Source organism: Azohydromonas australica DSM 1124 (genome assembly GCF_000430725.1).
Lineage (GTDB): Bacteria > Pseudomonadota > Gammaproteobacteria > Burkholderiales > Burkholderiaceae_C > Azohydromonas > Azohydromonas australica.
The window spans coordinates 152995-165438 of the sequence record NZ_AUMO01000031.1 but is presented as its reverse complement, the minus strand read 5'-3'; the positions used below and the strand labels follow the sequence as shown (position 1 = coordinate 165438).

At 68.5% G+C, this 12444-nt stretch carries 12 protein-coding genes; 6 read left to right on the top strand and 6 right to left on the bottom strand.

Annotated elements, in window-relative coordinates:
* Positions 1-55 precede the first annotated feature (55 nt).
* Positions 56-1756 carry a 2-isopropylmalate synthase gene (locus H537_RS0103680; RefSeq protein ID WP_028996806.1) on the bottom strand — a complete coding sequence of 567 codons (1701 nt, stop codon included), beginning with the start codon at positions 1754-1756 and terminating at the stop codon, positions 56-58.
* A gap of 541 nt (positions 1757-2297) precedes the next feature.
* Here H537_RS0103680 and H537_RS0103675 point away from each other — a divergent pair.
* The 4 genes from H537_RS0103675 to H537_RS0103665 all read left to right on the top strand — a co-directional run bounded on the left by H537_RS0103675 (position 2298) and on the right by H537_RS0103665 (position 4083).
* The gene (locus H537_RS0103675) at positions 2298-2687 is read left to right on the top strand and encodes a hypothetical protein (protein ID WP_028996805.1); all 390 of its coding nucleotides are present in this window, start codon (positions 2298-2300) and stop codon (positions 2685-2687) included.
* A gap of 360 nt (positions 2688-3047) precedes the next feature.
* Positions 3048-3503, top strand: a complete 456-nt coding sequence (locus H537_RS0103670) for a GNAT family N-acetyltransferase (protein WP_051241712.1) — start codon at positions 3048-3050, stop codon at positions 3501-3503.
* Positions 3504-3510: 7 nt separating this feature from the next.
* On the top strand, positions 3511-3684 hold the full coding sequence (locus H537_RS50625; RefSeq protein WP_156901367.1) for a TfoX/Sxy family DNA transformation protein: 174 nt from the start codon (positions 3511-3513) through the stop codon (positions 3682-3684).
* 15 nt (positions 3685-3699) lie between these two features.
* A complete protein-coding gene (locus H537_RS0103665; RefSeq protein ID WP_028996803.1) occupies positions 3700-4083 on the top strand; it encodes a nuclear transport factor 2 family protein in 384 nt (127 codons plus the stop codon).
* Between the two features lie 234 nt (positions 4084-4317).
* Here H537_RS0103665 and H537_RS0103660 read toward each other — a convergent pair whose 3' ends face one another.
* Complete coding sequence (locus H537_RS0103660; RefSeq protein ID WP_028996802.1) at positions 4318-5754, bottom strand: aminotransferase-like domain-containing protein; 1437 nt, start codon at positions 5752-5754, stop codon at positions 4318-4320.
* A gap of 151 nt (positions 5755-5905) precedes the next feature.
* Between H537_RS0103660 and H537_RS52305 the strand changes: the two genes are divergently transcribed.
* The gene (locus H537_RS52305; protein WP_043458127.1) at positions 5906-6271 is read left to right on the top strand and encodes a DUF2917 domain-containing protein; all 366 of its coding nucleotides are present in this window, start codon (positions 5906-5908) and stop codon (positions 6269-6271) included.
* A gap of 178 nt (positions 6272-6449) precedes the next feature.
* Entirely contained in the window at positions 6450-6803 is a 354-nt protein-coding gene (locus H537_RS0103650; protein WP_028996801.1) for a DUF2917 domain-containing protein, read from the top strand.
* Positions 6804-6827: 24 nt separating this feature from the next.
* On the opposite strand, the gene H537_RS0103645 is transcribed toward H537_RS0103650, so the two are convergent.
* From H537_RS0103645 to H537_RS0103630, 4 genes are all read right to left on the bottom strand, one after another.
* Positions 6828-9107, bottom strand: coding sequence for a sensor histidine kinase (locus H537_RS0103645; RefSeq protein ID WP_028996800.1), 2280 nt, complete (start codon positions 9105-9107; stop codon positions 6828-6830).
* Between the two features lie 237 nt (positions 9108-9344).
* Entirely contained in the window at positions 9345-10169 is an 825-nt protein-coding gene (locus H537_RS0103640) for a 3-oxoadipate:acetyl-CoA acetyltransferase (RefSeq protein WP_028996799.1), read from the bottom strand.
* A gap of 68 nt (positions 10170-10237) precedes the next feature.
* Entirely contained in the window at positions 10238-11614 is a 1377-nt protein-coding gene (locus tag H537_RS0103635) for an MFS transporter (RefSeq protein WP_028996798.1), read from the bottom strand.
* Positions 11615-11659: 45 nt separating this feature from the next.
* Entirely contained in the window at positions 11660-12436 is a 777-nt protein-coding gene (locus H537_RS0103630; protein WP_028996797.1) for a 1,6-dihydroxycyclohexa-2,4-diene-1-carboxylate dehydrogenase, read from the bottom strand.
* Between the last annotated feature and the right edge of the window lie 8 nt (positions 12437-12444).

The window sequence follows — 12444 nt, the reverse complement described above, 5'->3', positions numbered from 1 at the left end:
TCGCGCGCCGTCTTGCGGCTTCAGGGCGGCCGGGTTGAACCGGCCGCCCCGCCCATCAGGCCGGCACGCGCTGCGGCGCCTGCTCCGCGCGGGGCGCCTCGGCCAGCGCCCGCGAGGCTGCCGACAGCAGCGCCAGGATCGAGGCCGTGGCCAGGTTGGCGTGGCGGCCGGCGCCGAAGCGGGTGCCCGGCACGCCGGCACAGGAAATTTCCACGATGGCCAGGGCGGTGGCGCCGGCGCCGCTGCCGAGGCTGCGTTCCTCGTAGGCGTGCACCGTCAGCGGCAGGCCCAGGGCGCGCACGGTGGCGTCGATCGGTCCGTTGCCCACGCCCCGCAACACGCGGCGGGCCTGCACACCGCCCAGCTCCAGCTCGATGCGCTGCTGCTCGCCGTCCCCGTCCAGATGGTGCGCGACGTAGGCCAGCGGATTTTCCGGGTCATGCGGCCGGGCCAGGTAAGTGGCGTCGAACAGGTGCCACAACGCCTCCGGGCTGATTTCCGCCTCGCTGGCGTCCGCGGCGCGCTGCACCACCGAGCTGAATTCGATCTGCATGCGCCGCGGCATCACCACGCCATGCGCCTGCTCCAGCAGGTACGCGATGCCGCCTTTGCCGGACTGGGCGTTGACGCGAATGATCCCGTCGTAGCTGCGTCCGATGTCGGCCGGGTCGATGGGCAGGTAAGGCACCTCCCAGGGCCCGTCCGCGCGCTGCGCGGCCATGCCCTTCTTGATGGCGTCCTGGTGCGATCCGGAAAACGCCGTGAATACCAGGTCGCCGACATATGGGTGACGCGGGTGGATCGGCAACCCGGTGCTTTCCTCGATAAGCCGGGCCAGGCCGTTGATGTCCGACAGGTCGAGCCGCGGGTGGATGCCGTGGGTGTAGAGGTTCAGCGCCAGCGTCACCAGGTCGACGTTGCCGCTGCGCTCGCCGTTGCCGAACAGGCAGCCTTCCACGCGCTCGGCGCCGGCCAGCAGCGCCTGCTCCGCACAGGCCACGCCAGTGCCGCGGTCGTTGTGCGGGTGCACCGACAGCACCACGTGCTCGCGACGCTCCAGGCGGCGGTTCATCCACTCGATCTGGTCGGCGAACACGTTGGGCGTGGTCACCTCGACCGTGGTCGGCAGGTTGATGATGATCTTGCGGCCCGGACCGGCCTCCCAGGCGCGAATGGCCGTGTTGCAGGCCTGCAGCGACACCTCCAGCTCGGTCATGCAGAAGGTCTCGGGGCTGTACTGCAGCGTCCACTGCGTCTCGGGATGCTGGCTGGTCAGGCGCTTGAGCAGGCCCACGTGCTCCTCGACGAGCTGCATCACCTGCTCCACGCTCATGTCGAAGACGACGCGGCGCCACAAGGGCGAGGTGGCGTTGTAGAGGTGAACGATGGCGCGCGGGGCGCCGGCCAGCGACTGCACCGTGCGCTCGATCAGGTCGGCCCGGGCCTGCGTGATGACCATGGGCGTGACGTCGTCCGGAATCAGGCCCTGCGTCACCAGCTCGCGCACGACGTCGAAATCGATCTGCGACGCGGAAGGAAATCCGACCTCGATTTCCTTGAAGCCGACACGCACCAATTCCTGGAACAGCGAGAGCTTGCGCTCGCGGCTCATCGGCTCGAACAGGGCCTGGTTGCCGTCGCGCAGGTCGGTGGACAGCCATACCGGCGCCTGGTCGATGGTCCGGTTCGGCCATTCACGGTCCGGGAGCTGGACGGTGGCGGGGCGGGGGTATTTGCTGGCGGGCTGGGAAATCATGAAAGCACCTCGGCTGGGCCGCCGCCGGGTGGGGCGGCGCCTTGTCAAGCACGTTGGAAAACAGCGGACGGATTTCCCTGCAGCCCTCGCCAATGCCGGGAGACTGGTACGCGGCCGGGGTCGGGGGAAATCCGTGCGTGTTGGCGCTCAGCGCCTGTAAACGTGCCAACCCCGGCCAGGTGCTAGACCTAGGCTTAGAACGGGGTGAGGCAGGAGATGCATGGACGGCATGGTGCCTGCTGATGGCGGCGGCTGTCTACTGTCAAAGTCGGCAAATGAGCCGGCATTTCGGCTTGGCCCGTCGCCGAGCGGCGGCGGGAAACTTCAGTTCGCTGGCGTATCAGGCCTGGAAACTGCGTGACTTCCTTCACGCTCCAATAGTGAGAGTTGTGCTCACTGTCGAAAAGGATCTGGCATCGCAGCCAGCCGACGTAGGCTTCCTCCATGTCAATGAACCGTGGCGAAGTCGGATTTCAGGTCCTGCACGAGAAACCGCACAAGCCCGTCAATTCGAAGTTGAACGCCTGCCCAGGAAACCACCTTGTCCTACCTCAGCTTGCTGCTCATCACCAAGATTGCCGCAACCATGCTGTTCGTGGTCCTGCCTTTCCTCTTTGCCGCCGGCGCCAAGCTTGAGGCCGCAACCCGGGTGAGCACGAAGAGCACGCTTTTCTTTCGCCTTTATGGCGTCGCGATCGCGGCGCTTCTCGTCGGCTATGGCTTTGGAATTCCCGCAGCCGAGCGTGGCCAGTTCCCGTGGGGCGTGGTTTCCATGGGGCTCGTGTCCAACGCAGGGGCAGCCTTTTTGCTGCTTCGTGCATCCAAACTGCGCTCCAGCAGTTTTTGGCTTGGCGCCTTCTTCGCTTTCGTGGCGGTGGGCCTGGCAATTTCCATGGGCTCCCCGAATAAGGCGCTGGGCAAAGCATGGTAGCCCTGTGCGCAACCCGGCACTGAAGGAAGCGCATGCCTGTATGCATGAAACAAGTCAGGATGAAATGATGACTTGAATTTCCTCCGGCCTTGCACTGGTCGCCGCGAAGGGCAGGCATCCTGGATAGGTTGGCCTGCCTGGGGTCGGCACACTCACGGCTTTGAGCCCAATCGCAGGGCCCATTCGCCGCCGCATTCCACCAAGCCGCTTTTGCCCATCAGGGCATTTGTGCGGCCAAACGCATGCCTCGACGCGAGTGTTCTTGATGCTTCCCGGTGCCTGGCCTGCCAGAACCCTGACACTGTTGCCCAAGAGACGGGTGGCTTGCAGGAAACACGCCCCCGACTTCAAATCTCGACCATGACGGACGACATGGAAATACGCCACGCGCTCGAAGCAGATGCTGCCGACATTGCCGAACTGATTTTTTCGACCTCGGTTGCATGCTGCTTCACGCCTGAACAGCCCTGCCCTGAATGGTATGCGGCGAGCGTGAAATCCGGGCCGATTGCGGAGTTGATCCGGTCGGCACAGACGGAATGGCTGGTCGCCATTCGGGAACACAAGATGGCGGGTGTGCTTGCCGTCCGGGACAAGAGCCAGGTGAAATACTTTTTTGTCGATCCTTCTTGCCAGAAGCTGGGCATAGGCAAGCAGCTCTGGCAATTCGCTTCCCGCAGCGGGAAGCTGGGCAAGCCGCTCACGGTCCGCTCATCATTGTTCGCGGTCCCCGTATACGAAAGTCTCGGGTTCGTTGCCACCGAGGCGCCAGGAATATTCAACGGCATGCACTACCAAGCCATGGCAACCCGTTGAGGCCATCTTGTTCAGCAAGCTTCGCAATCTCGGAAAAGCTTTCTCGCCAATGCTGCTGGCTGCCGGCATCCAGTCAAAGGAGCCATTACGCGACATGGGCACGGTGGCCGCGTACATCGCCGTGAAAGCGGCAGGCAGCACGCTCTGGGACCCGACAGCTCCAGTTAACATTGTGTTTTAGCTGAGGAGGTTTCTTTTGAGTCCTGCTGAAATTCGTGCACTCGTCGACCACTACATCGACGCCTACAACCGCAAGAACGTTGACGACATGCTCCGGGATGTTCATCCGCAGGTGGAGTTCAAGAACATTTCTGCAGGCGTGTTGAATGAAAGCACCACTGGGGTCGCGGAACTGAAAGCCCTTGCCCAGCAGTCACTCTCCCTGTTTTCAGAAAGGCATCAAGAGATCACGTCCTTCGAGATCCAAGATTCCGTGGCGGTCGCCACCATCGCCTTTCGCGCTGTCGTTGCCGCCGACCTGCCAAACGGCCTGAAGAAGGGAATGGTTCTAGAGCTCTCTGGCCGCTCGGAGTTCGAGTTCAGCAACGGATCCATTTCCAAGATCACGGACATCAGCTGAGCGCGCGGGTGGCCTGACCCTGCGGCCAACCGGACAGCCACATGCACGGGAAATGGCCGGTGCCGTCGAATTCCAGTTGTCCTCCCGCATCAAGGGCGAGCTGCATGAAGCTGCCTTGGCGAAGCCCGGTTTCACAGGAACAGGGTTGGGGAAATCGCCGGGGGATCGATCGTTATCGAGGTGCTCGCCCGACAAGCCCTGCTTGCCGGGTAGCCGTCGTGCTGCGTGCCGATCTCACGCCATCGGCGCCACCGCCTGCGCCAGTTCTCCCACCCGCCTCAGCGCCCGCCGCTGGGCCTCGTCCCACCGCCCGCCCAGCCCCAGCCGCACGCAGTGCCGGTAGCGCCCGGTGGTGCTGAACATGGTCCCCGGCGCGATGCAGATGCGCTCCGTCAGGCAGGCGTCGAACAGCGCCATCGAGTCGCTGCCCGCGGGCAGCTCCACCCACAGGATGAAGCCGCCCGGCGGGTCCGTGACGCGCGTGCCCTTGGGAAAGCTCTCCGCGATGATCCCGCGCGCCTCGTCCACCCGCGCCGCCACGGTGTTGCGCAGCTGGCGGTAGGCGCTCTCGGCCCCGGGCTGCGTCAGCAGGTCCGCCACCGCCAACTCCAGGAACTCGGTGTGCGCGCCCGAGTGCACCGCCTTGAGCCGCTTGACCTGCTCCGACCAGCGCCCGGCGTCCACGTAGCCCATGCGCAGGCCCGGCGCCACCGTCTTGGAGAAGGAGCCGCAGATCATCACGTGCCCCGTGTCGTCGTAGCTGCGCACCGCGCGGCGCTGCTCGTCGTGCTCGCACAGGGCGTTGTAGATCACGTCCTCGATCAGCGGCACGCCGCGCTGCGCCACCAGCTGCGCCAGCCGCCGCCGCTCCACCAGCGGCATGCTCGACCCCAGCGGGTTGGACAGCGTCGGCACCGCCAGCACTGCCTTCACCGGCTGCGTGTCCAGCGCCAGCGACAGCGCGTCCACCGACAGGCCTTGGCGCGGGTGCGTCGGAATCTCCAGCGCGCGCAGGTGCATGCTCTCCAGGATCTCCAGGAAGCCGAAGTAGGTCGGAGACTCCAGCGCCACCACGTCGCCGGGCTTGGTCACCGCGCGCAGGCACAGGCTCACCGACTCCAGGCAGCTGTTGGTCACCAGGATGTCGCGCAGGTCCAGCTGGCAGCCCATGCTCAAGGCCTGCCGCGCGATGGCGCGCCGCAGCTCCGGCGTGCCCGCACCCAGCGGGTAGCGGCTGAGCGTGGCGCGGTTGCGCTGCGCGGCCCGGCCGATGGCGCGGCGGACGCGCTCGTAGGGGAACAGCTCGTCGCCCGGCGTGGCCGCGCCGAAGGAAATGAAGCCCGGGTCCACCGCCATGGCGAACACGCGCGAGCCCATCGAGCTCACCGACACTGCCTGCGACTGCGGCGGCAGCGGCGTGGTCTCAGGCTCGGGCGGACGCCGCGTGCTGCGCGCCGCCACGAAGTAGCCCGAGCGCGGGCGCGCCTCGATCAGCCGCGCATCCTCCAGCGTGCGGTAGGCCTGCACCACCGTCGCCATCGACACGCCCTGCTGGCGCGCCAGCTCGCGCACGGAGGCGATGCGCTCCCCGCGCGCCAGCGTGCCAGCCCGGATGGAACCGGCCAGCTGGTCGGCAATGCGCAGGTACAGGGTGTCTTGTGTGCGGTCCATGCCGGATTCTGTGCCGGTCCGTCGCGTACAGACCAATACAGATGTCTGCGCATCCGACCGGCACAGCCGCCCGCGCCGAGGCGCTGTGCCGGCTGTATTGGCCGCTTTCTGCATCTGTGCAGGTCCACCGCCCGCGCCGACAGTGGCAGCCATGGACACCACCACCGCCGCCACCGCCATGAACACCTCCTCCTCCGCCTTCGATCTGGCCCCCGGCGCGACGCTCGCGCTGCATCACGCCGCCGGCCGCGAGCTGGTCGTGTACAGCGGCCGTGTCTGGGTCACCTGCAGCGGCTGCGCGCAGGACCTGTTCCTCACCGCCGGCCAGCGCGTGCGCCTGGCCCCCGGCGCCGTCGCCGAGTGCGACAGCCCCGGCGCCGCGCGGCTGCAGCTCCAGCCAGCGCACGGCCGGCTGTGGTGGGCCGCCGCGCTGGCGCTGCGCGCCCTGGGCCGCGTCGCGCTGCGCCTGCAGGGCGTGCACGTGGGCCTGCCCACGCGCATGGCCGAACGCCGCTGAGAGCCTCCCTCGCGGCGCCCGGCCCAAGGCACCGCGAGATGGCTTGAACCTCCGGCGCCCCGGCCGCAACGCAGCCCTCTCACCGGTACGCCTGGCCGTACCGCCACGAAGAAGCGTCCGCCCGCGCCGGCCTTGCCGGCGGGCGGCGCGGGACCACCTTTGAACCCGGAGACCCGCCATGCACACCACCGATGCTTCCTCTTTCGAGCTGGCGCCCCGCAGCGCGCGGCGCCTGGACTTCGCCCACGACCGCGAGCTGGTCGTGCTGCGGGGCCGCGTCTGGCTGACCTGCAGCGACCACGGCGAGGACGTGTTCGTCAGCGCCGGCCACTCGGCGCGCCTGGGACAGGGTGCGGTGATCGAGTGCGACGGCGCCGAGGCCGCGCGGCTGCGCCTGGTGCCTTCGCACGAGGGCTGGCTGTCGCTGGCCGGCCGCGCGCTGGCGGCCCTGGCGGCCTGCCTGCCGCGCTGGCCCGTCCTGCGGCCTGCAGCGCCGGACGCACGGGCGCTCGACGGGGGACGCAACACGTGAAGCGAGGGCGCCACCCGCCGGCGCTCAGGCCGGCTCCTGCAGCAAGTCCAGCGTCAGCGTCACGCTGAAGATGCTGCCCTGCCCCGGCGCACTCTTGAGCTCCAGCTGTCCGTCCATCATCTCCACCAGGCGCCGCACGATGGACAGCCCCAGCCCCGTGCCGCCGAAGCGCCGCGTGATGGAGCCGTCGGCCTGCGTGAAGGGCTCGAAGATGCGCGCCTGCTGCGCCGGGTCGATGCCGATGCCGCTGTCCGACACCTCCAGGCGCAAGGTGATGCGCCCAGCCTCGCGCGCCACGGCGTGCACGTGCAGCTTCACGCCGCCCTGGCTAGTGAACTTCACCGAGTTGCCCAGCAGGTTGAGCAGCACCTGCCGGATGCGCAGCGGGTCGCCGCACAGCCGCGCGGGCAATGCGGTGGAGAACTCCATCTTCAGCGACAGGCCCTTGCTGAGCGCCTGCGGATGCACGATGGCGTGCACCGCGTCGAGCAGCGGCACCAGCTCGAAAGGCACGCACTCCAACCTCATCTCGCCGGCCTCGATGCGGGAGAGGTCCAGCACGTCGTTGGTCAGCGCCAGCAGCTGCTCCCCTGCCTGGCGGATGTGGCGCACGAAGCGCCCGATGTCGTCGGGCAAGGTCCGCTGCTCCAGCAGCTGGCTCAGACCAATGACGGCATTGAGCGGGGTGCGGAACTCGTGGCTCATGTTGGCCAGGAACGCACTCTTGGCCCGGCTCGCGGCCTCCGCCTGGCGCGTGCGCTCCTGCAGCTGCGCCTGCACGGCTTCGAGCTCGGCGGTGTAGCGGCGCAGCGCCTCCTCGATCGCCTTGCGCTCGCTGAGGTCCGCGATCACGGCCAGGAAGCCGATGGACCGCCCCGCCTCGTCGCGCAGCACGCTGATGCTCAGCAGCCCGGGAAAGGCGCTGCCGTCGGCACGCACGTAGGTCCACTCGTTGTGCGGGCGGTCGCTGGGACGCTCGTCCTTGGAGAGCAGCCCCTCGCGCAAGGCTGCCGGCAACCAGCGGGCATTGGCGCTGACGTCCGGCGGAAAGTAGCGCGCCTTGTAGCGCAGCTCGCCGGGCTCGCAGAAATCCGTCACCAGGCTGCCCAAGGCCTCCGACGCCGGGCAGCGGAACATCGCCTCGGCGGCCGGGTTGAAGGCGGTGATGTGCCCCTCCAGGTCCATGGCGATGACGGCCGTGGCAGCGCTGGAGACGATGGCCCGTTCGCGGGCGGCCGCGATCTCCAGGGCACGCGTGCGCTGCACCACCTGCTGCTCCAGCGTGGCGTTGAGCTCCAGGATGCGCGAGCGCTCCTCGCGCAGGCTGCGCTTGTGGGTCAGCGCGTCCTGCGACGCATACAGCAGCAGCGCCAGCAGCAGCGCAGCCGCGGCCACCGATGCGGTCAGGGACAGCGGATGGCGCAGGCCGAGCCGCCGCATGAAGTCCGGTACGGCCTGCACCTCCACCTGCCACTGCCGCCCGTAAAGGTCGATGCTGACGTGCTGCGTGGCCAGCCGGGCTCCGGGCACCCACTCCGGCGCGGTGAAGGCGGCCACCGGCAGGTCCGGATCCGTGGTGTCGCGCAGCGCTACCGCCTGGCCCAGCGTCTCGTATTCCAGGAAGTCCCTGAGCACGTCGCTCATGACCATCGAGCCCGCGGCCCAGCCGATGCACAAGGACTCGCGCAATTCGGGCGCCGGCAGGTTGGCGCCCCGGTACACCGGCAGCACCAGCACGTAGGCCTGGGTCGGCAGGTCCTGGGCCTGGTGCGGCAGCGTGACGGGCGCCGTCAGCCGCGGCTCGCCGCTGCGCAGCGCCGCCAGCGTGGCCGCCCGGCGCCTCGGGTCCGAGGCCATGTCGAAGCCGAAGGCCGCTTCGTTGCCCCGCCGCGGCGCGACGTACTGGGCCACGAAGCGCTCACCGGGGTTCGGCTCGATGCCGCGCACCTGAAAGTCCGGCAGGCCCTGCTGCCGCATAGCGGCCACGAAGGCGGCCTCCTGGTCCGCGGGCACGCGCCGGATGAAGGCGAAGGCGCGGGCGCCCGGGTATTGGTGAGCCATGTCCAGCCCGGCCTCGTAGCGCCTGAAGGCGTCGGCGGACAGCCTTCCGACGCCATCGCCACCGGCCAGGATCGCGCTGCGCATGCCGAGCACGCCGTACTCGTAGGTCCGCATGCGCCGGCGCAGCTGGTCGGCCAGCCGCTCGGCCACGGCGTGCAGCCTTTCGTCCACCACGGCCTGGTTGAAGCGGTACTGCCAAGCCCCAGCCGCCGCAGCGCCAACGATCCCCAGCAGCAGCACCATCAATACCGGCGCCGGCCAGCGCAACGCCGGCCGGCGGCCTGTCCCCTCTGACGCTGCCCCTTGCTGCCGCCCCACGACCTGAGTGCTCCCCATGGCTGCCGTGGACCACGGCGTTTCCTTGCGATGGAAGAATTTTCCGGCATAAAGCCGCCAGAAGCGAATTTATGCGTGCACGCGTGGCCAACTGTCAGAGGAGTGTGGCGGCCCCGGTGAAGCCGCAAGGCTTGCAGGCAGGTCTCAGCCCAGTCCGAGGAGGCGGCGCGCCTGCTCCGGCGTCGCCACGGTGCGGCCGTGCTCGAAGCACAGCTCGGCCACGGCGCGCACCAGCGCCGCGTTGGACGGCGCCAGCGTGTGCTTGTCCAGGCGCACGTTGTCTTCCATGCCGGTGCGGCAGTGGCCGCCCAGCTCCAGCGACCAGCGCGCCATCGTCATCTGGTCCTTGCCGATGCCCGCGCCGGTCCAGGTCGAGCCGGGCGCCACGCGCTGCAGCGTGCGCACGCAGAACTCCAGCACCTCGCGGTCCACGGGCATGGCGTTGCGGATGCCCATCACGAACTGCACGTGCAGCGGCCCCTTGATCATTCCCAGCTGCTGCAGCTTGGCGGCCTGGAAGATCATGGACAGGTCGAAAGCCTCGATCTCGGGCTTGATGCCCAGCTCGCGCATCTCGGTTGCCAGCCACTCGACCAGCTCAGGGCTGTTGTCGTAGACCCGCGTCGGAAAGTTCACGGAGCCGGTGGCCAGGGAGCCCATGTCGGGCCGCAGCGCCAGGTGCGCGCCGCGCTCGCGCCCAGCGCCGGAGCGGCCGCCGGTGGAGAACTGCACGATCATGCCCGGGCAGTGCTTGCGGATGCCTTCGAGCACCCGCGCGAAGCGCTCCGGCGACGAGGTGGCGGAGCCGTCGTCGTTGCGCACGTGCAGGTGCACGAGCACCGCGCCCGCTTCGAAGGCCTCTTGCGTGGACTCGATCTGTTCCTGGACCGTGATGGGCACGGCGGGGTTGTCGCGCTTTTGCGGCAGCGAGCCGGTGATGGCGACAGTGATGATGCAGGGGGTCGTCATGGCAGGGTCCGGTGAGGGAGCCCGGCGCCGGGCACGGAAGCCGGCGCCAGGTCGTTGCGGGCGTGACTTCAGTGGCGCCCGATGGCGGCCCGCGCGGAAGGCGGGGTGGCGCTGGCGGTGTTCGCCGCCTGCGGGTGCTTCAGGGCCGAGCGGCCGTGGTTGATCATGGCGACCGCCGCCGCGGCGATCACCGCGGGAATCGCGATCGCGATGAAGTTCTGCTGCAGCGGCAACGCCATGGCCACCAGCGCGCCGATCACGATGGGCGCCAGGATCGCGCCGCTGCGGCCCACGCCCGAGGCCAGGCCGATGCCGGTGGAGCGGATTGCCATGGGGTAGAACTGCCCGGCATAGGCGTAGGTGACGATCTGCGTGCCGATGGTCGAGGCACCGGCCAGGCCGACCACGAAGAACAGCGCCTCGGTGGGCATGGGCGTGCCCAGCAGCGTGATCGACACGGCGGCGAGCACATACATCGAGAACAGCACCCACTTGATGTGGAAGCGGTCCGCGAGCCAGCCGCCGCCCACCGCGCCGATCATGGCGCCAAAGTTCAGCGTCAGCACGAAAGTCAGCGCCGATCCCAGGCTGTAGCCGGCGCTGGCCATCAGCTTGGTCAGCCAGGAGCTCAGCGCGTAGACCATGAACAGGCACATGAAGAAGGCCACCCAGAACATCACGGTGCTGAAGCCGCGGCCGTCCTGGAAGAGGTGGCGCACCGGCGCGCCGTGGGCCTTGTCGGCGCCGGGCAGCACGAAGCCGTCGCTGGCCGTGGGACGGAAGCCCGGGTCCAGTCGCGCGACGAGGGCCTTGAGCTCCTCGTGGCGGCCTTGCCGCAGCAGGAAGGGCATCGACTCCGGCAGCGATTTCAGGATGAACGGGATCAGCACCACCGGCAGCGCCGCGGCGAGGAACACCGACTGCCAGCCGTAGCTCTCGATCAGCTCCTTGCCCAGCACCGCGGCGAGCATGCCGCCCACCGCGTAGCCACTGAACATCAGCGTGACCAGGGTCGAGCGCAGCTTGCGGGGTGCGTATTCGGTCATCTGCGCCACGACGTTGGGCATCACGCCACCGATGCCCAGGCCCGCCATGAAGCGCGTGACGCTGAACGTCACCGGGTCGCTCGCGAGCCCAGCCGCGGCCGTGAACAGGCTGAACAGCGCGATGCAGATCACGATCGCCCAGCGGCGGCCGATGCGGTCGGCCACGGTGCCCAGGAAGATGGCGCCGAACATCATGCCGAACAGCGCCGAGCTCACCATGAAGCCGGCTTGCGTAGGGTCCACGCCCATCTGCTTCATGATCGACGGCAGCGCGATGCCAGCGACCGCGAGGTCGTAGCCGTCGAAGATGATGATGATCGCGCACCAGAACAGCACCAGGCCGTGGAAGCGGTTGAAGCGGGCCTCGTCGGCGATCTTGTGGACGTCTATCTGTCTCATGCTCTTGTCTCCTAGGGTTCTTGTGTGATCGGGGCTCCGTGGGCCTCAGCCCTGGTCGCCGCCGCCCACCGGCAGCGTCACGCCGGTGATGTAGGAGGCCTCGTCCGAGGCCAGGAACAGGATCGCGCCGACCTGCTCCTCGATGGTTCCGTAGCGCTTCATCAGGCTGGAGGAAACGGTCTGGTCCACGATCTGCTGGTACCAGCCCTTCTCCTGCTCGGTGGGCTGCTCGGTGTTGCGCGGGATGCGCCGCGGCGGCGCCTCGGTGCCGCCGGGCGCGGTGGCGTTCACGCGCACGCCGCGCTGCGCGTTCTCGAAAGCCAGGCAGGCCGTGAGCGCGTTGACGCCGCCCTTGGCCGCGCCGTAGGGCACGCGGTTCACGCCGCGCGTGGCAATGGAAGAGACGTTGACGATGGAACCACTGCCCTGTTCCAACATGATGGGCAGCGCGGCATGGCAGCACCACAGCGTGGGGAACAGCGAGCGCCGCACCTCGGCCTCGATCTCGTGCTCGCGGTAGTGCTCGTAGGGCTTGGCCCAGATGGTGCCGCCGACGTTGTTGACGAGGATGTCCAGGCGTCCGAAGCGGCGCAGGGCCTGGCCCATCACGCCTTCGGCGTCGGCGTTGCGCTCCAGGTCGGCGGTGAGCGTGAGCAGCCGCTCTGAGGCGCCAGGCAGTTCGCGCAGCTCGTGGACCAGCTCGGAGCGGTCCACGGCCGCCACGAGGCCGCCCTCTTCCAGCAGCCGCTCGACGACGCGCCGGCCGATGCCCTGCGCCGCGCCGGTGACGACGGCAACCTTGTTTTCGAAGCGTGGTTTCATGGTGTTCA

What these genes read in the sequence shown, in the direction of transcription:
- H537_RS0103645 (WP_028996800.1), bottom strand. Translation starts at nt 9,107, where the DNA reads ATGGTGCTGCTGCTGGGGATCGTTGGCGCTGCGGCGGCTGGGGCTTGG.
- H537_RS0103670 (WP_051241712.1), top strand. Translation starts at nt 3,048, where the DNA reads ATGACGGACGACATGGAAATACGCCACGCGCTCGAAGCAGATGCTGCC.
- H537_RS0103660 (WP_028996802.1), bottom strand. Translation starts at nt 5,754, where the DNA reads ATGGACCGCACACAAGACACCCTGTACCTGCGCATTGCCGACCAGCTG.
- H537_RS52305 (WP_043458127.1), top strand. Translation starts at nt 5,906, where the DNA reads ATGGACACCACCACCGCCGCCACCGCCATGAACACCTCCTCCTCCGCC.
- H537_RS0103650 (WP_028996801.1), top strand. Translation starts at nt 6,450, where the DNA reads ATGCACACCACCGATGCTTCCTCTTTCGAGCTGGCGCCCCGCAGCGCG.
- H537_RS0103630 (WP_028996797.1), bottom strand. Translation starts at nt 12,436, where the DNA reads ATGAAACCACGCTTCGAAAACAAGGTTGCCGTCGTCACCGGCGCGGCG.
- H537_RS0103640 (WP_028996799.1), bottom strand. Translation starts at nt 10,169, where the DNA reads ATGACGACCCCCTGCATCATCACTGTCGCCATCACCGGCTCGCTGCCG.
- H537_RS0103680 (WP_028996806.1), bottom strand. Translation starts at nt 1,756, where the DNA reads ATGATTTCCCAGCCCGCCAGCAAATACCCCCGCCCCGCCACCGTCCAG.
- H537_RS0103635 (WP_028996798.1), bottom strand. Translation starts at nt 11,614, where the DNA reads ATGAGACAGATAGACGTCCACAAGATCGCCGACGAGGCCCGCTTCAAC.